23 protein-coding genes are annotated in these 22,798 nt (G+C 68.0%); 7 read left to right on the forward strand and 16 right to left on the reverse strand.

The genetic code is table 11. The annotated features are described in order from the left end of the window. Window positions 1–83 precede the first annotated feature (83 nt). The 4 genes from SLQ33_RS23390 to SLQ33_RS23405 are packed head-to-tail and all read right to left on the reverse strand — an operon-like array spanning window position 84 to window position 2,216. Entirely contained in the window at window positions 84–716 is a 633-nt protein-coding gene (locus SLQ33_RS23390; RefSeq protein ID WP_319456273.1) for a TetR family transcriptional regulator, read from the reverse strand. After that, window positions 713–895, reverse strand: coding sequence for a rubredoxin (locus SLQ33_RS23395; protein WP_319456274.1), 183 nt, complete (start codon window positions 893–895; stop codon window positions 713–715). The genes SLQ33_RS23390 and SLQ33_RS23395 overlap by 4 nt, the downstream gene beginning before the upstream one ends. Then, a complete protein-coding gene (locus SLQ33_RS23400) occupies window positions 892–1,065 on the reverse strand; it encodes a rubredoxin (RefSeq protein WP_319456275.1) in 174 nt (57 codons plus the stop codon). The genes SLQ33_RS23395 and SLQ33_RS23400 overlap by 4 nt, the downstream gene beginning before the upstream one ends. Further along, the gene (locus tag SLQ33_RS23405; RefSeq protein WP_319456565.1) at window positions 1,062–2,216 is read right to left on the reverse strand and encodes an alkane 1-monooxygenase; all 1,155 of its coding nucleotides are present in this window, start codon (window positions 2,214–2,216) and stop codon (window positions 1,062–1,064) included. Before SLQ33_RS23405 ends, SLQ33_RS23400 begins: the two co-directional genes overlap by 4 nt. Before the next feature lie 277 nt (window positions 2,217–2,493). On the opposite strand from SLQ33_RS23405, the gene SLQ33_RS23410 reads away from it, so the two are divergent. Further along, on the forward strand, window positions 2,494–3,873 hold the full coding sequence (locus tag SLQ33_RS23410) for an oxidoreductase (protein ID WP_319456276.1): 1,380 nt from the start codon (window positions 2,494–2,496) through the stop codon (window positions 3,871–3,873). Here SLQ33_RS23410 and SLQ33_RS23415 read toward each other — a convergent pair. The 5 genes from SLQ33_RS23415 to SLQ33_RS23435 form a co-directional block, all read right to left on the reverse strand. Continuing rightward, on the reverse strand, window positions 3,830–4,750 hold the full coding sequence (locus SLQ33_RS23415; RefSeq protein WP_319456277.1) for a cation diffusion facilitator family transporter: 921 nt from the start codon (window positions 4,748–4,750) through the stop codon (window positions 3,830–3,832). The two genes, SLQ33_RS23410 and SLQ33_RS23415, sit on opposite strands and share 44 nt — an antisense overlap. Before the next feature lie 14 nt (window positions 4,751–4,764). Next, entirely contained in the window at window positions 4,765–5,991 is a 1,227-nt protein-coding gene (gene manA / locus SLQ33_RS23420) for a mannose-6-phosphate isomerase, class I (RefSeq protein WP_319456278.1), read from the reverse strand. 4 nt (window positions 5,992–5,995) lie between these two features. Beyond that, window positions 5,996–7,081 carry a TobH protein gene (locus SLQ33_RS23425; protein WP_319456279.1) on the reverse strand — a complete coding sequence of 362 codons (1,086 nt, stop codon included), beginning with the start codon at window positions 7,079–7,081 and terminating at the stop codon, window positions 5,996–5,998. Continuing rightward, window positions 7,078–8,466, reverse strand: coding sequence for a phosphomannomutase/phosphoglucomutase (locus tag SLQ33_RS23430; RefSeq protein WP_319456280.1), 1,389 nt, complete (start codon window positions 8,464–8,466; stop codon window positions 7,078–7,080). Before SLQ33_RS23430 ends, SLQ33_RS23425 begins: the two co-directional genes overlap by 4 nt. 112 nt (window positions 8,467–8,578) lie before the next feature. Continuing rightward, a complete protein-coding gene (locus tag SLQ33_RS23435; protein ID WP_319456281.1) occupies window positions 8,579–8,986 on the reverse strand; it encodes a DUF3499 domain-containing protein in 408 nt (135 codons plus the stop codon). A gap of 148 nt (window positions 8,987–9,134) precedes the next feature. On the opposite strand from SLQ33_RS23435, the gene SLQ33_RS23440 reads away from it, so the two are divergent. After that, the gene (locus SLQ33_RS23440) at window positions 9,135–9,557 is read left to right on the forward strand and encodes a metallopeptidase family protein (protein WP_319456566.1); all 423 of its coding nucleotides are present in this window, start codon (window positions 9,135–9,137) and stop codon (window positions 9,555–9,557) included. Window positions 9,558–9,566: 9 nt separating this feature from the next. Here SLQ33_RS23440 and SLQ33_RS23445 read toward each other — a convergent pair whose 3' ends face one another. Further along, window positions 9,567–9,908 carry a WhiB family transcriptional regulator gene (locus SLQ33_RS23445; RefSeq protein ID WP_319456282.1) on the reverse strand — a complete coding sequence of 114 codons (342 nt, stop codon included), beginning with the start codon at window positions 9,906–9,908 and terminating at the stop codon, window positions 9,567–9,569. Between the two features lie 344 nt (window positions 9,909–10,252). Here SLQ33_RS23445 and cofD point away from each other — a divergent pair, with 344 nt between their 5' ends. From cofD to SLQ33_RS23460, 3 genes are read left to right on the forward strand one after another with little or no spacing between them, the layout of a single operon-like run. Next, window positions 10,253–11,269 (forward strand): 2-phospho-L-lactate transferase, encoded by a 1,017-nt coding sequence (cofD, locus tag SLQ33_RS23450; protein WP_319456283.1) that lies wholly within the window; start codon window positions 10,253–10,255, stop codon window positions 11,267–11,269. Then, on the forward strand, window positions 11,266–12,609 hold the full coding sequence (locus SLQ33_RS23455; RefSeq protein WP_319456284.1) for a coenzyme F420-0:L-glutamate ligase: 1,344 nt from the start codon (window positions 11,266–11,268) through the stop codon (window positions 12,607–12,609). Before cofD ends, SLQ33_RS23455 begins: the two co-directional genes overlap by 4 nt. Then, window positions 12,606–13,145 (forward strand): NUDIX hydrolase, encoded by a 540-nt coding sequence (locus tag SLQ33_RS23460; RefSeq protein WP_319456285.1) that lies wholly within the window; start codon window positions 12,606–12,608, stop codon window positions 13,143–13,145. The genes SLQ33_RS23455 and SLQ33_RS23460 overlap by 4 nt, the downstream gene beginning before the upstream one ends. Here SLQ33_RS23460 and SLQ33_RS23465 read toward each other — a convergent pair. Genes SLQ33_RS23465 through rfbD form a run of 3 tightly spaced genes read right to left on the reverse strand, consistent with a single transcriptional unit; the run spans window position 13,127 to window position 15,993 of the window. Next, on the reverse strand, window positions 13,127–14,203 hold the full coding sequence (locus SLQ33_RS23465; RefSeq protein ID WP_319456567.1) for an NDP-sugar synthase: 1,077 nt from the start codon (window positions 14,201–14,203) through the stop codon (window positions 13,127–13,129). The two genes, SLQ33_RS23460 and SLQ33_RS23465, sit on opposite strands and share 19 nt — an antisense overlap. 24 nt (window positions 14,204–14,227) lie before the next feature. Further along, window positions 14,228–15,091, reverse strand: coding sequence for a glycosyltransferase family 2 protein (locus SLQ33_RS23470; protein WP_413467758.1), 864 nt, complete (start codon window positions 15,089–15,091; stop codon window positions 14,228–14,230). A gap of 14 nt (window positions 15,092–15,105) precedes the next feature. Next, window positions 15,106–15,993 (reverse strand): dTDP-4-dehydrorhamnose reductase, encoded by an 888-nt coding sequence (gene rfbD / locus SLQ33_RS23475; RefSeq protein WP_319456287.1) that lies wholly within the window; start codon window positions 15,991–15,993, stop codon window positions 15,106–15,108. A 69-nt stretch (window positions 15,994–16,062) separates the two neighbouring features. Between rfbD and SLQ33_RS23480 the strand changes: the two genes are divergently transcribed. Further along, a complete protein-coding gene (locus SLQ33_RS23480) occupies window positions 16,063–17,529 on the forward strand; it encodes an LCP family protein (RefSeq protein ID WP_319456288.1) in 1,467 nt (488 codons plus the stop codon). A gap of 6 nt (window positions 17,530–17,535) precedes the next feature. Here the strand turns inward: SLQ33_RS23480 and SLQ33_RS23485 are convergent, their stop codons facing one another. Both SLQ33_RS23485 and SLQ33_RS23490 read right to left on the reverse strand, forming a co-directional pair. Continuing rightward, window positions 17,536–18,708, reverse strand: a complete 1,173-nt coding sequence (locus tag SLQ33_RS23485) for a cellulase family glycosylhydrolase (RefSeq protein WP_319456289.1) — start codon at window positions 18,706–18,708, stop codon at window positions 17,536–17,538. Window positions 18,709–18,741: 33 nt separating this feature from the next. Beyond that, a complete protein-coding gene (locus SLQ33_RS23490; protein ID WP_319456290.1) occupies window positions 18,742–20,067 on the reverse strand; it encodes a wax ester/triacylglycerol synthase domain-containing protein in 1,326 nt (441 codons plus the stop codon). A gap of 166 nt (window positions 20,068–20,233) precedes the next feature. Between SLQ33_RS23490 and SLQ33_RS23495 the strand changes: the two genes are divergently transcribed. Continuing rightward, complete coding sequence (locus SLQ33_RS23495; RefSeq protein ID WP_319456291.1) at window positions 20,234–21,514, forward strand: DUF1298 domain-containing protein; 1,281 nt, start codon at window positions 20,234–20,236, stop codon at window positions 21,512–21,514. On the opposite strand, the gene SLQ33_RS23500 is transcribed toward SLQ33_RS23495, so the two are convergent. Next, window positions 21,507–22,670: an acyl-CoA dehydrogenase gene (locus SLQ33_RS23500; protein ID WP_319456292.1), complete on the reverse strand. Its 1,164-nt coding sequence runs from the start codon at window positions 22,668–22,670 to the stop codon at window positions 21,507–21,509. The two genes, SLQ33_RS23495 and SLQ33_RS23500, sit on opposite strands and share 8 nt — an antisense overlap. Window positions 22,671–22,798: the final 128 nt, after the last annotated feature.

Here is a 22,798-nt window from a genome sequence, read left to right on the forward strand (position 1 = left end):
ATTGCCTGTGAGCGCACAGACGTGCGCTGGCGACACCCATAGCCTGCGGGCTCGCGGGACAGGCGGTTGAAGCGCTCTGCCGGCTACGGAGTATCTATGACACCGTAGCGTTCGGCGAACGGCGTCATCAAACGGGCCAGGTCACGGGCCACATCGTGATCCGCCTCCGGAGGCATCGACACGTAGCTCATCGCAAGGCGGACGATGGCTCTGGCCAGCACACCCGCGTCCTCTTCGCTGGCCCGCACCCAGCTCTCCATGAAGGTCGTCGTCAGCCGCTGCGAGGCACGGGTGATGATCGGCCCACTGTCGGTCGTGATGATCTGCAGCAGGTCCGGCTTCGCCGCGCCGGTGAGCAACGAAATGACTAGCGGATCCGAGGCCGACTCGGCGAAGAAGTCGCGGAACCCCTGCAGGAACGCGGCATAAACATCGCCGACGTTGCCGACGATCGCGTCCTCGATCTGGTCCACCAGCCGATCGGCGAGCCGCAACGCATAGCCCTGCGCCAGGCCCTGGCGCGACCCGAATTCGTTGTAGATGGTCTGGCGGCTGATACCTGCGGCGCGGGCGACGTCCGACAGGGTGATCGACGACCAGTCGCGGGCGAGCAGCATGTCCCGCATGCCGTCGAGGATCGAGTCGCGCAGCAGCACCCGCGACGCCTCGGCGTACGACACGCGTGGAGTGCTCACATGCGCGAGGGTAACGCTCACGACCGGGCGACTTCGACCATCTCGAAGTCCGACTTGGCCGCGCCGCAGTCGGGGCAACTCCAGTCCTCGGGGATGTCGTCCCACCGGGTGCCCGGGGCGATGCCGTCCTCCGGCCAGCCCTTGGCCTCGTCGTACTCGAATCCGCACTGCACGCAGAGAAACAACTTGTAGGCATTCATGAACTCACTCCAATCGCTTCGAAATCGACCTTCTCGCGCACCGCGCAGTCCGGGCAGCACCAGTCATCGGGGACGTCGTCCCACGACGTGCCTGCCGGAAACCCTTCCCGCGGAGCACCTTTGGCTTCGTCGTAGACGTAGTCACAGCCGGGGCAACGGTAGGCGCTCATCGGGTTACCCCGGTTCCGTACTTGGCGAGCACCTTGTCGCGCATCCGCGGATGGATGTTCACCCTTGCGAGGTCGCCGTCGTAGTGCTCAATGACGCGGTGGTCCATCACCTTGCGCCACAGCGGCGGGAAGTAGGTGAGCCCGATCATCGACGCGTACCCACTGGGCAGGCACGGCGCGGTTTCCATGCTCCGCAGCGTCTGGTAGCGACGCGTCGGGTTGGCGTGGTGATCGCTGTGGCGCTGCAGGTGGTAGAGGAACAGGTTGGTCACGATGTGATCGGAGTTCCAGCTGTGTTCGGGCGCGCACCGCTCGTAGCGTCCGCTGGCGGTCTTCTGCCGCAGGAGTCCGTAGTGCTCGAGGTAGTTGACGGTCTCCAGCAGCGTGAAGCCGAAGACGGCCGAAATCACCACGTACGGGATCAGAGCGACGCCGAAGATCGCGATGAGCGCGCCGTAGAACACCACCGACATCGCCCACGCGTTGAGCACGTCGTTGGACCAGTGCCACGGACTCTTGTCGAGCCTGCGCAGCCGCTGCGCCTCGAGCTCCCACGACGACTTCAGGCTGCCCCAGACGCTGCGGGGCAGGAATTCCCAGAACGTCTCGCCGAAGCGGGCCGACGCGGGATCCTCCGGGGTGGCAACCCGGACGTGGTGGCCGCGGTTGTGCTCGATGTAGAAGTGGCCATACAGGGTCTGGGCCAGGGTGATCTTGGCCAGCCAGCGTTCCAGCTCGTCCTTCTTGTGGCCCATCTCGTGCGCGGTGTTGATGCCGACCCCGCCGAGCATGCCGACCGACAGCGCCAGCCCGATCTTGGCCACCCAGCTCAGGCCCCCGTCGAAGCCCAGCCAACTCAGCTCCGACGCCGTGAACAGGTAGGCGCCGAAGATCACGCTCGCGTACTGGAACGGGATGTAGATGTAGGTGCAGTAGCGGTAGTACTTGTCGTTCTCCAGCCGCTCCATCACCTCATCGGGCGGGTTCTGGCCGTCGGGACCGAAGCGCAGGTCCAGGGCGGGCAGCAGGATGTAGAGCAGGATCGGGCCGATCCAGAACGGCACCTGCGCCGCGGCGTGCCAGCCCCACTGGTTGAGCGCCCACACCAGCGGCAGCACCACGAACAGTGCCGTCGGCGCGATGAGGCCCATCAGCCACAGGTAGCGCTTCCTGTCGCGCCACTGTTCGACCGGGGTCGTGGAATCCGTTTGAGTCGCCACCGCGAGTTCACCTCCATGTGAGAGCCATCACCTTCTGGAGTTGACTATAGAGCCACTTTTGTCCGGTGTCTAGACAAATCACTATGTTTTGTAAACCGCGCAGGTCCGACGTTACCGCCGAGACTGCTCAGAGATCGCGAATCTGGCCGGAATGACGATCTGGCCGCAGTTTCGGCGAGTGACCCGACCTGCCGAGTACCGTCCGGCCATGGGGAATCACGCGATCGTCATCGGAGCGAGCCTCGCGGGGCTGTGCGCCGCTCGGGTGTTGTCCGACCACTACGACCGGGTGACCATCTATGAGCGCGACGAGCTTCCCGACGGCCCGGCGAACCGCGACGCCGTCCCACAGGGTCGCCACGTGCACCTGCTGATGGCGCGCGGCGCCGCCGAGTTCGAGGGACTGTTCCCCGGACTGCTCGACGACATGGTCGCCGCCGGCGTGCCGATGTTGGAGAACCGCCCCGACTGCATCCACTTCGGCGCCGCGGGCCACGTCCTCGGAACGGCGACCACGTTGCACGACGAGTTCACCGCGTACGTGCCGAGCCGACCGCACCTCGAGTGGCAAATCCGCAAGCGCGCGCTCGCCATCGGCAACGTCGAACTCGTCAGGCAGGCCGTCGCCGAACCCTGGTTCGACGCGACACACGAACGCGTCACGGGCGTGCTGCTCGAAGCGGGCGACGAATCCAGCGCGGTGCCTGCGGACCTCGTCGTCGACGCGGCGGGTCGCGGCACCCGGCTTCCCGTGTGGCTTGAGCAGTGGGGCTACGGCCGACCCCGAGAGGACACCGTCGACGTCGGGATCGCGTACGCCACGCATCAGGTGCACATCCCCGAAGGGCTGCTCAAGGAGAAGGTCGTCGTCGCGGGCGCAACGCGCGCCGAACCCGTTGGGCTGGGCATGCTCTTCTACGAGGACGGCAACTGGGGGCTGACCACGTTCGGTACCGGGAAGGTGGAGCCGCCGCAGAACTTCGCCGAGATGTGCGACCTGGCGGACCGGATTCTGCCGGAGCACTTCGCGAGCGCCATCCGGGCGGGCACGCCCATCGGAGACGTGGCGTTCCACAAGTACCCGCAGAGCCGCTGGCGTCGCTACGACGCGATGAGCCGCTTCCCCGTCGGCATCATCCCGTTCGGCGACGCGGTGGTCAGCTTCAACCCGACGTTCGGCCAGGGCATGACGATGACGGCGATCCAGGCGGGCAACTTGCGCACCGTACTCTCCTCGGGTGCGACCGACCTCGCCGGTCGGCTCGCCAAGGCGACGGCCAAGACGACCTATCCGGTGTGGCTGATGACCGTCATCGGCGACCTGGCGTTGCACAACGCCACCGGCGACGCGAAGTGGTGGTACAAGCCCGTCGGAAGCCTCTTCGACCAGTTCCTCGGCGCGGCCGAGACGGATACCGTTCTCGCAGAATGGTTCCTACGCCGCTTCAGCCTGCTGGACAGCCTCTACATGGTGCCGTCGGCGCGTCTGGTGGGCCGCACCATCCGGCACAACATGCGGCTGCTCCTTGCGGAGAAGCGCAACGCTAGTCGGCGCGGCCGCGATCGAGATCGGGTTCCAAGTAGATGACCGTGGCCGCGGGCACCGCGGCCCTAATGGCGACCTCGGCGGCGTCGATGGTCGCAGCCACCGTCGCCAGGTCGGTCGTCGACGCCAGCGCAATCTTGGCGCCCACCAGAAGCTCGTCGGGGCTCAGGTACTGCGTGCGGATGTGAATGAGCCGCTCCACGTTGGCGGTCTCCTCGAGCGCGGCACGGATCGCGACGTCTTCGTCCTTGGTGGCGCTCTCGCCGATCAGCAGGCTTTTCATCTCGACCATCAGGATGACGGCGATGGCGCCGAGCAGGACGCCGATCGCGACGGTGCCGACGCCGTCCCAGACCGGGTTTCCGGTGAACATCGTCAACCCGACGCCGGATAGGGCGAGTACCAGCCCCACCAGAGCTCCGGAGTCCTCCAGCAGCACCACCGGAAGCTCCGGATTGCGCGAGGTCCGGATGAACCGCCACCAGCTTCCCGACCCCTTCAGCGGCCGCGACTCCACGGCGGCGGTGCGAAAGCTGTAGCCCTCCAACGCTACTGCGACGCCCAGGATGGCAATCGCCACCAGCGGTGACTCAAGGGGCTCGGGGTGGGTGATCTTGTGATAGCCCTCGTAGAGCGCGAAGACGGCGCCAAGGCTGAACAACACCAGGGCGACCACGAAGGAGTAGAAGTATCGGCTGCGGCCGTAGCCGAACTGGTGCAGCGCGTCGGCCTCCTTGCGCGCGGCCCGTTGCCCCCAGAGCAGCAGCCCCTGGTTGGAGGTGTCGGCGACGGAGTGCACCGACTCGGCCAGCATCGAGGAACTGCCAGTGATGAGGTACCCGACGAACTTGGCCACCGCGATGCCCGCGTTGGCGACCAGTGCCGCGAGAATGGCCCTGGTACTGCCGCCACTCGACACGAGGTGCCCTCCCGCTAGCTGCCGACGGTGGCGCGGAACAACTTGCTGGGTTGCTCGGACACCAGCCGGATCGGTCCGTCGTCGGCGGCCACCCAGGCCGCCGAGCCGCGCTCAAGCGTCAGCACGCTCGTCTTGGCATGCACCTGCGTCGAACCCTGTGTGCACAGCAGGACTTGCGGACCGTCGTGGCGGGCGGGCGCGTCGACCTCGTGACCCAGCAGCTCGCCGTCGAGATTCAGCATCGACACCGCGAATTCGGGTGCTGGCGTGGCGTAGACAAGTTCGAAGCCGTCGGCGCCGACCTCGGGCCGAATCACCAGGTCGTCGGTGGGGGTGAAGTCGAGCACCCGCAGCAGTTCGGGCACGTCGACGTGCTTGGGGGTCAGCCCGCCGCGCAACACGTTGTCGGAGTTCGCCATTACCTCGAACCCCACGCCGTGCAGGTACGCGTGCAGGTTTCCGGCGGGTAGGTAGATGCCCTCGCCGGGCGCCAGGCTGATCCGGTTGAGCAACATCGCAGCCAGCACCCCCGCGTCATTGGGATAGCGTTCACCCAACTCCAGCGCCGACTTGGCCTCCGCTGCGAATTCCGTTGCACCCGAACGGAGGTACGCGACCGCGCCGTCGAGCACCGCGGGGACCAGCACGTCGAGGTCGGATTGCGGTGCGGTGATCCAGGTGGTGAACAGAGCGCGCAGCCCGTCGGCGTCGGCCTGCCCAGACAGCAAGTTGATGAACGAGTCGAGGTCGGAGACGGTGAGCGCCTGCAGGTAGCCGATGGTGCGGTCGACGGGCCGGAATCCCGCTAGCGCCTCGAACGGCGCTATCGCGACGATCAGCTCCGGCTTGTGGCTGCGGTCGCGGTAGTTGCGGTTCGGCGCCGACACCGGCAGGCCCATGCGCTCCTCGCGAGCGAAACCCTCGGCGGCCTGCTCGGCACTCGGATGCGCCTGCAGCGACAGCGGCTCGTCGGCGGCGAGGACCTTCGCAAGAAACGGCAGTGCATCGCCGAACCGCTCCCGCGTGGCGGTGCCGAGCTGGCCCTCCGGATCGGCCTTGATGGCGTCGAGCAGTGACCGCTCCCCGTCCTCCGACTCGAGGAACGCAGGATCGCCCGGGTGCGCACCCAGCCATAGCTCAGCCTCGGGATGCGCTGTAGGACTTGGCCTTCCAGTGAAGTCCGCGATGGCAGTGTGCGAACCCCAGGCATACGTCCGCACCGCGCCGCGTAGCAGATCCACTCGTCTAACCCCGTACCAGTCTCAGATACACCGCAGTCATCTCCAACCGCACCCCCAGCAATGCCAGCTGTTGTTCCGGACGGCCACCGGGCGTTGGCGTCGCGACGTCGGGGACGTCCTCCGCACTAATCACGTCGATGTCGTCGAAACCGCTCAGCCTCGCCGCCAGCGCAGGACGCTCGTCGCCGATGGTCAACACGATAGTACGCACGCGACTGGGCAACGGGCCGTCGAGCTCCTCGTCGTGAAACAGAGATGTCTCGTAATCGGTTGTCCTGCGCGCCATTCCACCTTGAATCGCGACGAGCGCATCGGACAGTCCCGCCGCCGCCGTCGGCACGAGGCCGACACGCAGCAAGACCGCCGCGCAGTGGCGGGCCAGCGTCAGCGTCGCCGTATTGTCGCCGGCCAACACCACCTGACGTCCCGTCATGCGGTCGGCGAGCGTCTTGGCGGGGTTGGTGAACGACTCGCGGCCCGCGCTGTTGCGCAGTGCCTCGGCGTCGAGGTCGTCGGCGAGTGCGGCGAGGTCGACCTGCATTCCGGGGTCGACGACGCGCAACGTGGCCAGCCCGGCCGCGAGGTATCGCGTCAGTCCGAAGTCGGCGGGCACCGCCACCCGGGGGCTCAGCACGACCGCCCTGGCTGCGGCGACCTCCCGCAGCGGACCCTCCTCAGGAGCGACGACCACGACACGCGCACCGCGCCGAGTGCCCGAAGCGGCGGCCGCCACCAACGCGGGGTCGGCGGGATCGTCGCCCGCCACGATGAGCACGTCCAACGCGCCGATCCAGGGCGGCACCTCGGAGGCGACGACGAACGGCGCCGCCATCGACCCCCCGAGCGCCGCCGCAAGCAGCGACCCGGCCACCTCGGCCGTGCCCCGGTTGGCCACCCAAATCACCGTGCGCGGCGGGTAGTCCGACTTCAGCGAGTCGAGCACACCCTCGTCGAGCGCCGTCGCGGTGGCCCGCATCTGCGCGCCCGCCATCGACGCCGCCCGCAGCAGCCCGTCGCGGTCGGCGTCGAGCAAACCGTCGACGTCATCGAGGTCGATGGCACCGACTTGGGAGCGTGAATCGGCACTCACGTCGCGGACCCGCTGCGCGAGGCAATCTGAGCGGCGACGTGCCCGACGATCTCGTCGACCTCGTCGGTGCTGCGCGCCTCGACGTTCAGCCGTAGCAAAGGCTCGGTGTTGGACGTGCGGAGGTTGAACCAGCTACCGTCGCCCAGGTCGACGGTGACTCCGTCGAGGTGGTCGATGGAGTGGATGCGGCCGCCGTACGACTTCAGCACGGCGTCCACGCACGCGGCCGCGTCCGACACGGTGAAGTTCAGCTCGCCCGACGCTTCGTAGCGCTGGTAGTCGGCCATCATCGCCGACAGCGGCCGGTCTTGTTCGCCGAGTGCGGCCAGCACGTGCAACGCCGCGAGCATGCCGGAGTCGGCACCCCAGAAGTCGCGGAAGTAGTAGTGCGCCGAGTGCTCGCCGCCGAAGATCGCGCCGGTGTCGGCCATCAGCCCCTTGATGTAGGAGTGCCCGACGCGGGACCGCACCGCCGTTCCGCCGCGCTCGACGATCAGTTCGGGTACCGCGCGCGACGTGATGAGGTTGTGGATGACGGTGGCGCCGATCTCGCGGCCGAGTTCGCGCCCGGCGACCAGGGCCGTCACCGCCGACGGAGACACCGGACGACCGAGTTCGTCGACGACGAAGCAGCGGTCGGCGTCGCCATCGAACGCGAGGCCGATGTCGGCTCCGGTCGCGAGGACGTGGGCTTGCAGATCGACCAGATTGGCCGGGTCGAGCGGATTGGCCTCGTGGTTGGGGAACGTGCCGTCGAGCTCGAAGAAGAGCGGCAACAACGTGATCGACGGGATGCCGCCCAGCACGGCGGGCGACGTGTGGCCGCCCATCCCGTTGCCCGCGTCCACCGCCACGCGCAGCGGCCGGATCTCGGAGATGTCGACCAACGACCGCAAGAACTCGCCGTAGTCGGCGAGCACGTCGCGGTCGGTGATCGACCCCGGCGTCCCGTCGAAGGCGGGCACGCCCGCGATGACCTCGTCGCTGATGGTCACCAGCCCGGTGTCCTTGCCAACGGGCTTGGCACCCGCGCGACACAGCTTGATGCCGTTGTATGCGGCCGGGTTGTGGCTCGCGGTGAACATGGCGCCCGGGCAGTCGAGCAGGCCCGAGGCGAAGTACAGCTGGTCCGTGGACGCGAGCCCGATCCTGGTCACGTCGAGGCCCTGCGCGGTCACACCGTCGGCGAACGCCGCGGCCAACGACGGCGAGCTGGCACGCATGTCGTAGCCGATCACGGCACGCGCGGCGCCCTCGGCGCGCGACAACCGCGCGAAGGCACCGCCGACGTCGAAGACGAACTGCTCGTCGATCTCCTCGCCGACCAAACCCCGGACGTCATACGCCTTGATGACGCGGTTGACAGCCGCAGCGGGCCGAGACATAAATTCTTCTCCTGGGGGTCACCTCGATGGGCGGACTCTTGGCGCCAGCCTATCGGCTCGCGAATCGCCACGCCGACGGTCACACCGGCTTGGCGTGAATCGGTGTCGGCGGCTAGTCGATTGGGTCGGGCAAAACGCGCAGATGCCCACGCCGCCGCCCGTTGTGCTCGGAACGCGTGGCAGGCGGGGCCGTCAACACGCCGCCCGCGGGGTCCGAGAACCCTGCGATCACGCCGCCCATCGGGACGACGCCGTCGCGTCCTTCGCGCACCGCATCGGCGAGCGCCACGAGGTCGTCGTCGTCACTGTGCGACGGCAGCGGTCCGGCATGACGGACGAGCTCCCACCCGCGGGGCGCAGTGATGCGGCCGGCGTGAAGCACGCACAAGTCCCACGAGTGGGGATCCGACACGGTGGCCAGCGGGCCGACGACGGCCGTCGAGTCGGTATAGACGAAGGTCAGCGTCGCCACGGCATAATGCGGGCACCCGGGCCGGCAGCAGCGACGGGGAACGTTCACGGACCCGAGGCTATCGCGCCGATACCCCTCGAGCGGCCGGACACGCGCAGCCATGGGGGCGCCGATCTCCAACCGTTACGATCGCTCGCCTCGGCGGGCCGATACGATCACCCGCATGTCCGATCCGCGCTCTCGCCGCGGCCGGGAGATGCGAGGCCCGCTGCTCCCCCCAACCGTGCCGGGCTGGCGAAGCAGGGCCGAGCAGTTCGACATGGCGGTGCTCGAGGCCTACGAACCGATCGAACGCCGGTGGGCCGAACGCGTCTCCACCCTCGACGTGGCCGTCGACGAGATTCCCCGGATCGCTCCGAAGGACCCCGACAACGTGCAATGGCCCCCGGAGGTGATCGCCGACGGGCCGATCGCTTTGGCACGGCTGATACCTGCAGGTGTGGACGTGCGGGGAAATGCCACTCGAGCGCGAATAGTCTTGTTCCGCAAGCCAATCGAGCGGCGAGCCAAGGACACCACCGATTTGGGCGACCTGCTGCACGAGATTCTGGTGGCCCAGGTGGCCACCTACTTGGGCGTGGAGCCCTCAGTCATCGACCCGACGATCGACGACGAATGACCTTCTTGGTCAGATGATGCCGCGCTTGAGCCGGCGACGCTCCCGTTCGGAGAGTCCACCCCAGATCCCGAACCGCTCGTCGTTGGCCAGGGCGTACTCGAGGCACTTGTCGCGCACCTCGCACCCCAAGCAGATTCGCTTGGCCTCGCGAGTGGAGCCGCCCTTCTCAGGGAAGAACGCCTCGGGATCGGTTTGTGCGCACAACCCCCTTTCCTGCCACTGATCGTCCTCGTCCGTAGCCGGGGCTGCGTCGAGGGGATCCGGCACCAGACTCAGCTGGGGCCGGGCGGCCGGAGCGAACTGCGCCGGTCCGGTATTGGTGTGCGGGGTACTGCCTACGGAGCCGAGCATCCGACTATCGAATCGGACGACACTGTCGAAATCGACACGCTCATAAGACATCTTCCGCCTCCTCACCTGTTTTCGTTGTTCCCTATGTCGAGCCACACCAGCCACAGTGCGCTACTACCATTCGAACAAGTGATCGAATCTCGGTCTGCGACACCGGAACCGGCAGGCCAACCGGGAAATGACACTGATGTGATTAGACACGGGTTAGCTGCAGCGGTCAAGCGCTAGAAGGGATTTTCATATCATCTCGTGACCAAATCACGGCGCGTCGGTTACCTGGCGTGTCGCTCACAGACCCCCCACGGTGGGCTCATACGCAGGCGAAGGGCCTAGTCTCGGTGGATGTGAAGGTCACCGTTCTGGTCGGCGGCGTCGGCGGCGCCCGGTTTCTCCTCGGCGTCCAGCAGTACCTCGGCCTCGGTCAGTTTGCCGAAACGGCCTCCGGCAGCCCTGGCGACCACGAACTGACGGCCGTCGTCAACGTCGGCGACGACGCCTGGATGCACGGCGTGCGCATCTGTCCCGATCTCGACACCTGTATGTACACGTTAGGTGGAGGTATAGACCCCGAACGGGGCTGGGGTCACAAGGACGAAACCTGGCACGCGAAGGAGGAACTCGCCGCCTACGGCGTGCAACCGGACTGGTTCGGGCTCGGAGACCGCGACCTGGCCACCCATCTGGTTCGCAGCCAGATGCTGCGGGCGGGTTATCCGCTGTCGCAGGTGACCGAGGCACTGTGCGCCCGCTGGGCACCTGGCGCGCGCCTGCTGCCCGCGAGTGACGACCGGTGTGAAACACACGTCGTCGTCACCGATCCAGACCGAGAGGGACTTGAAGACGAGCGCAGGGCAATCCACTTTCAGGAGTGGTGGGTGCGCTACCGCGCCCAAATTCCCACCCACAGCTTCGCTTTCGTCGGATCGGAGCAGGCAACCGCGGGCCCCGGCGTGGCGGCGGCCATCGCCGAGGCCGACGTGGTGTTCCTCGCTCCGTCCAACCCGGTGGTCAGCGTCGGCGCGATACTGGCCGTGCCCGGCATCCGCGGCGCGCTGCGCTCGACGGCGGCACCCGTCATCGGATACTCACCCATCGTCGCCGGAAAGGCGTTGCGCGGGATGGCCGATGAGTGCCTCGAGGTGATCGGGGTGGAGACCTCCTCGGCCGCCGTCGGCGCCCACTTCGGCGCGCGCGCGGGCATCGGCATCCTCGACGGCTGGCTCATCGACGAGACGGACGACGCGACGATCGACGACGTCGAGGTACGCGCGATCCCGCTGCTGATGACCGACCCCAAGGCCACCGCCGAAATGGTGCGGGCCGGTGTCGAACTCGCGGGGCTACCGGAGTTGACGCGATGACCACCGAACACGGCGCGGCGGCCGCCATCGAAATCCTGCCGGTGCCAGGCCTTCCCGAGTTCCGCCCCGGCGACGACGTCGCTGCGGCGATCGCCGGCGCCGCTCCGTGGTTGAAGAACGACGACGTCGTGGTGGTCACCAGCAAGGTGTTCTCGAAGTCCGAAGGCCGCATCGTCTCAGCGCCAACGGATCCCGAGCAGCGAGACACCCTGCGGCGCAAGCTGATCGACGACGAAGCGGTGCGCGTGCTGGCACGCAAGGGACGAACGTTGATCACCGAGAACGCGCTCGGGCTGGTGCAGGCGGCGGCCGGAGTGGACGGCTCGAACATCGACGCAGGCGAACTCGCCCTGCTCCCAATCGATCCCGACGGCAGCGCAGCCGCACTGCGCGACCGGCTGCGCGAACTGCTCGACGTCACGGTCGGGGTGGTGATCACCGACACGATGGGCCGGGCCTGGCGCAACGGCCAGACCGACGCCGCAATCGGCGCCGCCGGGCTCGCGGTACTGCACTCCTATGAGGGCGCCGAGGATCCGCACGGCAACGAACTACTCGTGACCGAGGTCGCCGTCGCCGACGAGATCGCCGCGGCCGCAGACCTGGTGAAGGGCAAGTTGACCGGCATCCCGGTCGCCGTGGTGCGCGGACTTCGGCCGCGCGACGACGGAACGACAGGCCGCAACCTCGTCCGCGCGGGCGAGGAGGACCTCTTCTGGCTGGGCACCGAGGAGGCCATCGCACTGGGCAGAAGCCAGGCGCAGTTGCTGCGGCGGTCGGTCCGCCAATTCTCCTCCGAGCCGGTCGATCCCGCCGTGGTCGAGGCGGCCGTCGGCGAGGCGCTGACGGCGCCCGCCCCACACCACACCAGGCCGGTGCGGTTCGTCTGGATACGCGACGGCGCCGTCCGGCGGGCGTTGTTGGACCGGATGAGGGACCAATGGCGTGCCGACCTGACGAGCGACGGACGAGCGGCCGATTCCGTCGAACGGCGGGTCGGGCGCGGCCAGCTCCTCTACGACGCCCCCGAATTCGTCATCCCGTTCATGGTGCCCGACGGCGCGCACCCCTATCCGGACGCACTGCGCACCGAGGCCGAACACACCATGTTCACCGTCGCGGTCGGCGCCGCGGTGCAGGGGCTGCTGGTGGCGCTGGCGGTGCGCGGGGTGGGCAGCTGCTGGATCGGTTCGACGATCTTCGCCGCCGAGCTGGTGCGCGACGAATTGGACCTTCCCGCGGACTGGGAACCGCTGGGCGCCATCGCGATCGGTCACCCCGTCGAGCCCTCTGCACCCAAGGATCCGGTTCCCACGGACGGGCTGCTGGTGGTGAAGTGAGCCTGCACCAGTCGGTGGTCGACACGCTGACCTCTTGGCAGCCCGCCGATCCCGCCCACGATGCGGTGCGCCACGCCGTGCTGGCCTTCGTGCTCGCCCGGCCCGACGCGTGTCACCGCGCATGCGTGCCCGGACACATCACCGCCTCGGCGCTGGTGCTCGACCACAGCGGACACAACGCGCTGCTGACCCTGCACCCGCGGCTCGGCCGATGGGTTCAGCTGGGCGGTCACTGCGAGGACACCGACGCCGACATCGTCGCCGCGGCATTGCGGGAGGCCACCGAGGAGTCCGGAATCGACGGGCTGCGCATCGACCCGGGCCTGGCCGCGCTGCACGTACACGCGCTGACGTGTTCACTCGGCGTCCCGACACGCCACCTCGACATGCAGTTCATCGCCCACGCCCCGGCCGATGCGGAGATCACCTGCAGCGACGAATCCCTCGACTTGCGCTGGTGGCCGCTCGACGACATACCGGGCGGTGACTACGGCCTGGCGCAGCTCGCGAAAACTGCTCAGACGTCCGTCGAATAGCGGATGCCGCCATCGGGGATGGTCACCCCTGGCCACACCCTGGCGCCGCGCAGCAGCTCGCAGCGCGCGCCGATGTTCGCACCGTCGCCGATGACACCGTCGCGGATGAGCGCACGCGGACCGATCCGGGCACCGAAACCGATGATCGACCGCTCGATCACGGCCCCGGCCTCGATATGGGCCCCGTCGAAGATCACCGCGCCGTCGAGCCGGGCGCCCGGCCCGATCACCGCGCCGCGACCGACGACCGTGCCGCCGATCAGCAGCGCCCCCGGCGCGACCGCAGCTCCCTCGTGGACGAGTTCCTCACCGCGATGGCCCTTGAGTGCGGGCGAGGGGGCGATGCCACGCACCAGGTCGGCCGAGCCGCGCACGAAGTCGTCGGGGGTGCCCATGTCGCGCCAGTAGGTCGCGTCGACGTACCCGCACACCTTCAGTCCGTCGGCCAGCAGGCCTGGGAAGACCTCGCGCTCCACCGATACCTCGCGACCCTTCGGGATCCGCTCGATGACCTCGCGCTCGAACACGTAGCAGCCCGCGTTGATCTGGTCGGTCGGCGGATCCTGCGTCTTCTCCAGGAACGCCGTCACGGCACCGTCGGAATCCGTTGGGACACAGCCGAATGCGCGCGGGTCACCCACTCTTACCAAGTGCAGTGTGACGTCGGCGTCGCGTTCGACATGGCTGGCCAGCAGGGCGCCGAGGTCGCAGCCGGACAGCACGTCGCCGTTGAACACCAGCGCCCTGTCATGACGCAGCCTGGGCGCCACATTCGCGATGCCGCCGCCGGTGCCCCGCGGCTCCGCCTCGAACACGTACTCGATCTGCAGTCCGAGCTTCGACCCGTCGCCGAACTCCGCCTCGAACACCTCGGCCTTGTACGACGTGCCCAGCACGACGTGCTGAATGCCCGCCGCGGCGATGCGCGACAGCAGATGGGTCAGGAACGGCAAGCCTGCGGTCGGAAGCATGGGCTTGGGCGCGGACAGCGTCAGCGGTCGCAGGCGGGTGCCCTGTCCGCCGACGAGGATGACGGCGTCGACCTCCGCCGGATTCACCGGACTACCCACGTTCGCCCACCCTCACTTCCGTCCCTTCGCGAGCTTCCTCCGGGAATTGCCGACGACGAGCCCGGCCCGCACGGCGAGCGCCGAGCGGATCGTCCACCGCAACGGTGCCTGCCACCAGCCCGAATGCCGATCTGCCAGGAAAGTGTAGGTGCTGGTGTGATGGGCCGCCAAGTTGCGGGCGGGGTCCCGCCCGGTGGCGTGTCCCTTGTCGTGGAGGATCTCGGCGGTCGGTACGTAGACGTTCTGCCACCCCGCGTGATCGAGCCGGTCGCCCAGGTCGACGTCCTCCATGTACATGAAGTAGCGCTCGTCGAACCCGCGGATCTCGTCGAACGCGGCCTTGCGCAACAGCAGACAAGAGCCCGACAGCCACCCGACGGGACGTTCGCTGGGCTCGAGCCGCTCCTGGCGATAGGCCGCCGTCCAGGGATTGGACTTCCACACCGGACCGACCACGGCGTGCATTCCGCCGCGGACGATGCTGGGCTGGTGCCGGGCGGACGGATAGATGGAACCGTCGGGGTCGCGGATGAGCGGGCCAAGCGCGCCCGCCAGCGGCCACCGTTCGGCGGCCTCGAGCAGCGCATCGATACTGCCCGGCCCCCACTGCACGTCGGGGTTCGCGACGACGAAGAACTCGGTGTCCGCGTCGAGGAGGTACTCGGCGACCGCACGGTTGACCGCGGTGCCGTAGCCGAGGTTGGCACCGGTTCGAAGGAGACGGGCGTTCGGGTAGCGCTCCACCGCCTCCTCGGGCGCGCCGTCGGTGGACCCGTTGTCCGCCATGACGACCCGCACCGGCCGATCGGTGGCGTGAGACAGCGATGCGAGGAAGCGGTCGAGGTGCGGGCCCGGTGAGTACGTCACCGTCACCACGACGAGTTCGTCGGTCACGGCGTCGAGGGTAGCGGGCTGTCGACTCCCGATTCCGGACCGCCGGACGCGAGCGCAACGGCCAACGCGTCGCGCCAGGGCCGCAGCGGGGCGACCCCCGCCTCCGTCGACCTGTGTGCCGACAGCACGGAGTACGCGGGCCGGGGCGCGGGACGCGGGTGCCGGTCGGTGCCGACGGGCCGGACGCGCTCCGGATCGGCACCGAGCAGTTCGAACACCGCCCTGGCCTGTTCGTACCGACTCGCCGCGCCTGCGTTGGCGACGTGCAGGACGGGTTCCGAGATCGCTCTGGAGGCCACGTCGAGCAGGGCCTGCGCCAGGTCACCGACGTACGTCGGGCCGCCGACCTGGTCCGCCACGACGTCCACGTCGTCGGCTCCCGCCGCCTTCTTGCCGATTGCCGCGACGAAATCGGCCTCGCCTCCGAAGATCCACGACGTCCGCACCACGTTCGCGTCCGGCAAGGCGGCCAGCACCTTGACCTCCCCTGCCAGCTTGGTGCGCCCGTACGCGCTGAGCGGGTTCGTCTCGTCGTCGATCTCGTAGGGTCGCTGCTCGCCTTCGAACCGTCCGCTGAACACGTAGTCGGTGGAGACGTGGATCAAGCGAGCACCCACCCTGGCGCAGGCCTGCGCGACGTTCTCGGCGCCCGTCGCGTTCACGGCGTACGCCCTTGCTTCGTCGCGTTCGGCCTCGTCGACCTTCGTGTAGGCGGCACAGTTGATCACGACGTCGCCGGCGCTGACCCGGCGCTGGACCGCAACGGGATCGGTGATGTCGCAGTCCGCAGAGGTCAGCGCAAGTACCTCGCGGCCGCCCGCCGCAAAAACGAGCGTGCGACCGAGCAGCCCGCCTGCACCAGTGATGACGATTCGGTCAGACATGTTCTGAAGAGTCTGGCACGCCGCCAGTCGCTACCCGGTCTGCGACCGACTCGCAAGTAGCCTGGGCTGATGCACGGTCGTCTAACCCGCATCGTCGCCGTGATGGCGGCGTCGATCGTCGTCATCGGCACGGGGGTGGCGTGGGGCAAGATCCGGTCGTTCGAATCGGGCATCAACCACGTCAGTTCCCTTGCGCTCGGCGAGGGCGGCGAGGACGGGGCCATCGACATCCTGCTGGTCGGCATGGACAGCCGGACCGACGCCCACGGCAATCCGCTGTCCGCCGAGGAACTGGCGACGCTGCGCGCAGGCGATGACGTGTCCACCAACACCGACACGATCATCCTGGTGCGCATCCCCAACAACGGGAAGTCGGCCACCGCGATCTCCATCCCCCGCGACTCCTACGTCACCGCGCCCGGGTGGGGAAAGATGAAGATCAACGGCGTGTTCGGCGACGTCAAGCTCGACAAGATGAAGCAGCTCGTCGAGGTCGATGGCGAAGATCCGGCGACCGCCGAGCCGAAGGCCACCGAAGCCGGCCGCGAAGAGCTCATCAAGACGGTCGCCAGCCTCACCGGAGTGACGGTCGATCACTACGCCGAGATCGGTCTGCTCGGGTTCGCGTTGATCACCGACGCCCTCGGCGGCGTCGACGTCTGTCTGAAAGATGCCGTCTACGAACCCCTTTCGGGTGCCGACTTCCCGGCAGGCTGGCAGAAGCTGGACGGGCCGCAGGCGTTGAGCTTCGTCCGGCAACGGCACGACCTGCCGCGCGGCGATCTCGACCGCGTCACCCGGCAGCAGGCGGTGATGGCCGCACTGGCTCATCAGGTGATCTCGGGAAAGACCTTGTCCAGCCCGGCCACGCTCAACCGTCTGCAAGACGCGGTTCAGCGCTCGGTGGTGCTGTCCGACGGGTGGAATATCATGGACTTCGCCACCCAGCTGGAGAAGCTGGCGGCAGGCAACGTCGCGTTCGCCACCATTCCCGTGCTGCAGGAGGACGGCTGGAGCGACGACGGCATGCAGAGCGTCGTGCGCGTCGACGAGTCTGCGGTGAAGGACTGGGTGGGTGGCCTGCTGAAGGACCAGGACGAGGGCAAGACCGAAGCCATCGCGTACTCCCCTGACAAGACCACCGCGTCGGTGGTGAACGACACCGACGTCGGCGGGTTGGCCGCCGCGGTGTCGGAGGTCTTGACCGGCCAGGGGTTCGTCCCCGGCGAGGTCGGCAACCACGAGGGTGGCCACGTCTCGGGCAGCCAGGTCAGGGCGCCCAAGATCGACGACCTGGGCGCCGTGGCGGTGGCCAAGGCGTTGGGCAACCTGCCGATCGTCGAGGATCCGACGATGGCCTCCGGATCCGTGCAGGTGGTGCTGGCCGGCGACTACACCGGTCCGGGTTCGGGTCTCGGTACCGAGGATCCTTCGGTGCAGACCGCCGACCCGGCAGCCGTCGAGTCCACCGAGGCTCCGCCGCCGCCGTCGCCGATTCTCACCGCGGGATCGGACGACCCGGCCTGCGTCAGCTGAACCGCGTCACCGCGGAGCCGAAGCGCCCGCGGAGACCGAATTCACCTGCCTGACGGGAGTGCCGTGGTTCGCGATGTGTGAGGTGAACACCTGCAGGGCCGGTTTGGCCGTCCCGTCCGAGCGGTACAGCCCGAGGGTGTCGTCACCGTGTGAGCTCGCCGAGTCGCGGTCGCGCATGGTGTAGACGTACACGGGGCCGGCATAGGGCAGCAGCCGCCACTTGCCGAGCATGTCGTCGAGGTACTCGGCCTGGTTCAGCTCACCCGCCACCGAAGACGGTTCCCCGTACTCGGTGGCCCAGATCTTCTTGTCCCCATCGCCGTTGGCGAGCATCAGCGCGCGGATTCCCGCGAGTTGATTGATGGGTGAGTCCGGGTGATAGCCGCCCTCGGAGAACTTCATCGTGTACTGGTACGGGTGATAACCGATGGCGTCGAAGTAGTCCTTGGCGCCGGCCTCGTACATCGCGCCGACGAACTTCACCGCGTCCATGGCGATCGGCGCAAAGTCCACGATCGGACCCAATCCGCCGGTGACCACGACGGCCGACGGATCGGCCCGCTTGATCGCGGGGTACGCGGCCTTCAGCAGGTCGACGAACTGTGCCGGATTGGGTGTCGGGGCGTAGAAGACCGCGGCGTTGGGCTCGTTCCAGATCTCGTACGCCGAGACCTTGCCCTTGAAGTGCTGGGCGACGGCGGCGGCGAAGGTCCCAAAGGCCTCGGCGGACGCCGGACGGCCGTGGACGGCCGGCTCGCCGGGCGGCACCGCCCACTCCGGGGTCGAGTTCAGCGTGGCCAACACCGACATGCGTTGTGCCACAGCCGATTCGACCAACCGGTCCACCAAGGCCCAGTCGTAGGTGCCCCGGGTGTGCTGCACGGCGACCCACGGGATCATGATGCGGACGTCGGTCACCCCGTCCGCGCTCATGCGGGCAACGGTCTCGCCAACCTCGTCGGGGGACAGCCCCAGCAAATCGGAATCCGCGAGCCCGACCGTCGTGGCGGCGGGGTCGATGCGTGCCAACGCGGACTGGGCGCTCGCATCGTAGGAGCCAAGGTCTGCGACGGGCTGCTGCCCCGGGGCGTTCGACCCACAGCCCGCGGCGAGGGTCGTAACGGCGAGCACGGCCAGGACCAGGACGCACCGAAGCGTGTGCCGTGGCGCGCGCGTCATACCCGTCTCCAGTGCTTCGTGACTGAGCTCACCCTACTGCACGCGTATCTGTGCCTCCGCCGCGTCGCGGGCCTGTGCCAACCTGCGCAACGCGAACTCGAGTCGGTCGACGTAGGCGTCGACGTCCGGGACTGCGGACTCGGCGGCGTGGACGCTGATCGCCACCGTGTCGCCGATCCCGTGCACGCCGTGCGTGAGGCCGCAGATCGGAAGATGCGCTGGGTATCCGGAGGTGAAGAGCACCGGGCAGCCGGCGAGCACGAGGTCGGCGCGACCGCGGTTGACGCTCGACACCATCGTGTGACCCATCACCGAGTCCGGCCTGCGATGCGTATCGAGCAACGAGACGCCGAGGCGCCGCAGTGGTGCGGGTACCGCATCGAACAGGCGCTCGGTGGCTGCGAACGCCGGGTGCAACCGCGCCCGCCTACGGCCGTTCAACTCCGCGTCGATGAGTGCGAGGCGTTCGCCGGCAGCAGCGGATGGGTACAGCCCGACCGCCACGTAGTCGAAGAAGTTGTTCGCGCAACGTTCGCCGGCCTTGGCTACCGGCGTTGCGGCCGCGAGTTCGGACACGTCCTCGCCGCGGTCGGCCAGGTGACCCGCCAACGCCTCGGAGATCGCCGCGAGTGCGCCGACCGTCACCGTGACGGTCTGGGGCAACTCCGAGCGCCGCGTCAGCACCGTCCGAAGCAGCCGACGTCCGGCGGGCTGGTCGTTGGTGCTCAACGGGCGCACCAACGCCTTCGGCGCGCAGACCACGCCCGCGGCGACGTCCCGGTCCAGCTCGCGGTGCATCCGGTGCGCCGTCAGCATCGCGGGTAGGACGGGTTCTCGCGGCCGCGGCACCGGTCGGATCGGCGTGCCGTCGCGGCCGAATAGGTAGGCGGCCAGGGCGGAGGACCGGATGCCGTCGGCCAGGGTGTGGCTGATCTGCAGGACCGCCACGGTGGCTGGACGGGTACTACCCGGCACCCCCGTCACGCCAAGGAACAGGTGGACGCGCCAGGTGGCGCGACGCACGTCGAGCTGCTCGTCCATGAGCGTGCCGACCGCGGCGAGGCACTGATCCCACCCCGGTTCTTCCAGCGCGTGGACCACGACCGCGTCGGCACCGACCTCGGTCTCGACCCAGTACGGGAAGCCGACCCGCAGCAGTCCGTCCCGAGCACGCAGGCACAGGTCGGGGCACCGCCGGGCCCGGCCCAGCAGTTCCGCGGTAGCGGCTCCACCATCCGCCACGCCGTCGAACGCGTAGACCTGGAACTGGTCGTTCGGCAGCTTCGTCGACATCCAGAACCACATCGCGTCGACGGGAGCCATCCGCGAGCCGTCGCGCAATGGCATCACGGTGACCATCGCCACATGATGCCAGGTTTTCTACACGTGCGTCAGTTTCATCGGTCGTTCGTTGCTGGACCACCGGGACAACACAGAAGGCTGGGGTCCGACCATCAAGCAAGGAAGCAGCTACATTTACGGGGACTGGCAGCAAGCTGCGTCGTGATCAGGAGAAGAGTGTGTCTTGGCGCAGGTAAGCCTCGACCAAGTCGTCGGGCCAATGCTGCCCGCCGACGCGATGTGGCTGTGGTTCTCGACCAAGTTCCCCACCGATCAGTTCATCGTCTTTGCGTTCGACGGCGAGCCGGCGTCCATTGCCGACGCCGTAGCCGACACGCTCGACCGGGCGCGCGACATTCCATACCTCAACGTTCGGGTCCGCGAGGACAAGTACCAGTTGCGCTACCCGCGCTGGGAGCACGTCGAGGCAAGCCCCGAGCAATACACGGTGCACGACCTGTCGTCGCCGACCTGGACCGAGTGCCTCGACGCAGTGAGCGCGCTCACCCTCGACCAACTGGATCCGCGGGTGGTGGCCTGGCGGCTACACGTCTTCACCGCCGTCCGCGAGGTCCCAATTACGAGTGGGCCCTCCACCGTCGTCGCGCTGCAGATCAACCACGTGCTCGGGGACGGCACCCGGACCGCGGCACTGGCGGGTGCGCTGTTCGGTCGTGACACCATGCCGGCTCCCATCGAGCGCCGGCCGAACGATCCGACGATCCGCAGTGTCGCCTCCGTCGTCCGCGCACGCCGTGCACTGGTCCGGGACACCGAGGCGGGCAAGGTGCCAGCCGTGAAGGCTCCGGTTCCCGCGCTGAGTGTCAATGACCGACCGTCGGGCACGCGGGTGTTGCGGACGTTGGTACGCAGGAAGACTCAGCTACCCGGACCGACGTTGACGACCGGGGCACTTCTCGCGATCTCCGACGCCCTTTCCGGCTACCTCCGCGATCGCGGCGAGCCCACGTCAGCGTTGACCGCCGCCGTACCGGTCGCCAAACCCGTTGCGGGACAGGCCTACAACAACCACGACGTGACATTCGTTGGGCTTTACCCCGATGCGCCGAGCCGGGACCAACAGCTGCAGCACATCGTGGCGGACATGATGGCGTGGCGTCGACGCAGCCTGCATCCATCGTTCGCGGCGAAGGAGGCGGCCTCCGTGTTCGTTCCAGCACCGTTGCGCCGCATTGCCATTCGGATGGTGAGCACCGACGACCAGCCCGAGCTGGTGCCTGCCAACACCATCGTGTCGAGCGTCGATCGGGGCAACGCCGACCTGAGTTTCGGGGGCTGCCCCGTCACGTTCACCACGTCGTTTCCCGCGCTGGTGCACATCTCGAGCCTTGGCCACGGTGTGCACACCATCGGAGACACCCTGGCGGTCAGCGTGATTGCGTCCACGCCGCAAGTCGACCTGGACGACTACCTCGCCAGACTCGACGCAGCACTGCCTACTTGAGTAGGGCGCGCGACATCACGACGCGCTGAATCTGGTTGGTGCCCTCGTAGATCTGAGTGATCTTGGCGTCGCGCATGAACCGCTCGACGGGGAAGTCCACGGTGTATCCGTATCCCCCGAACAGCTGCACCGCGTCGGTGGTGACCTGCATGGCCACGTCCGAGGCGAAGCACTTGGCCGCCGACGAGATAAAGCCGAGGTTCGGCTCGCCGCGCTCGGCGCGGGCCGCCGCGCTGTAGACCATCAGCCGCGCCGCCTCGATCTTCATCGCCATGTCGGCGAGCATGAACTGCACGGCCTGAAAGTCGCTGATCGCCTTGCGGAACTGCTTGCGCTCCTTGGTGTAGGCGATCGCCGCCTCGAGCGCACCCTGCGCGATGCCGACGGCCTGCGCGCCGATGGTCGGGCGGGTGTGATCCAGCGTCGCCAGCGCGGTCTTGAAGCCGGTGCCCGGTTCGCCGATGATGCGGTCCCCGGGAATGCGGCAGTCCTCGAAGTACAACTCCGTGGTGGGTGAGCCCTTGATGCCGAGCTTGCGTTCCTTGGGCCCGACGCTGAACCCGGGATCGTCGGCGTGCACGACGAACGCCGAGATGCCGTTGGCGCCCTTGTCCGGATCCGTCACCGCCATCACCGTGTACCAGGTGGAGTGGCCGCCGTTGGAGATCCAGCACTTCGACCCGTTGAGCACCCAGTCGTCGCCGTCGCGCTTGGCCCGGGTGCGCATGGCGGCGGCGTCACTGCCCGCTTCGCGTTCGGACAGGGCGTAGGACGCGCTCGCCTCGCCCGCGCCGATCGACGGCAGCACCTGCTTCTTGAGCTCTTCGGAGCCGTTCATCAACAGGCCCATCGTGCCCAGCTTGTTGCAGATCGGGATCAGCGACGACGACGCGCAGACCCGGGCGACCTCTTCGATGACGATGCAGGCCGTGACCGAGTCACCGCCCTGTCCCCCGTACTCCTCGGGGATGTGGATCGCCGAGAACCCCGAAGAGTTCAGCGCTGCGAGCGCTTCGTCGGTGTAGCGCGCCTTCTCGTCGACGTCCGCCGCGTACGGCGCGATCTCCTTGTCGCACAGCTCGCGCAGTACCGCGCGCAGCTCGTCGTGCTCTTCCGACAGCTGAAAGACGTTGAATGATGGGTTACCGATCGACATGGTGGCTCCTTGCTACTCGCCGGTAACTTTACCTCCGAGCGCGCGGGCCACCACTACGGGGGCTGGCGCCTCATTGCTGCTCGCGGCAAGGGCAAACTCAGTCCTCGGTGAAGTTCCGGGCCTTCACT

Origin of the sequence: Mycobacterium sp. RTGN6 (genome assembly GCF_033804605.1) — a bacterium.
Classification (GTDB): Bacteria; Actinomycetota; Actinomycetes; order Mycobacteriales; family Mycobacteriaceae; genus Mycobacterium.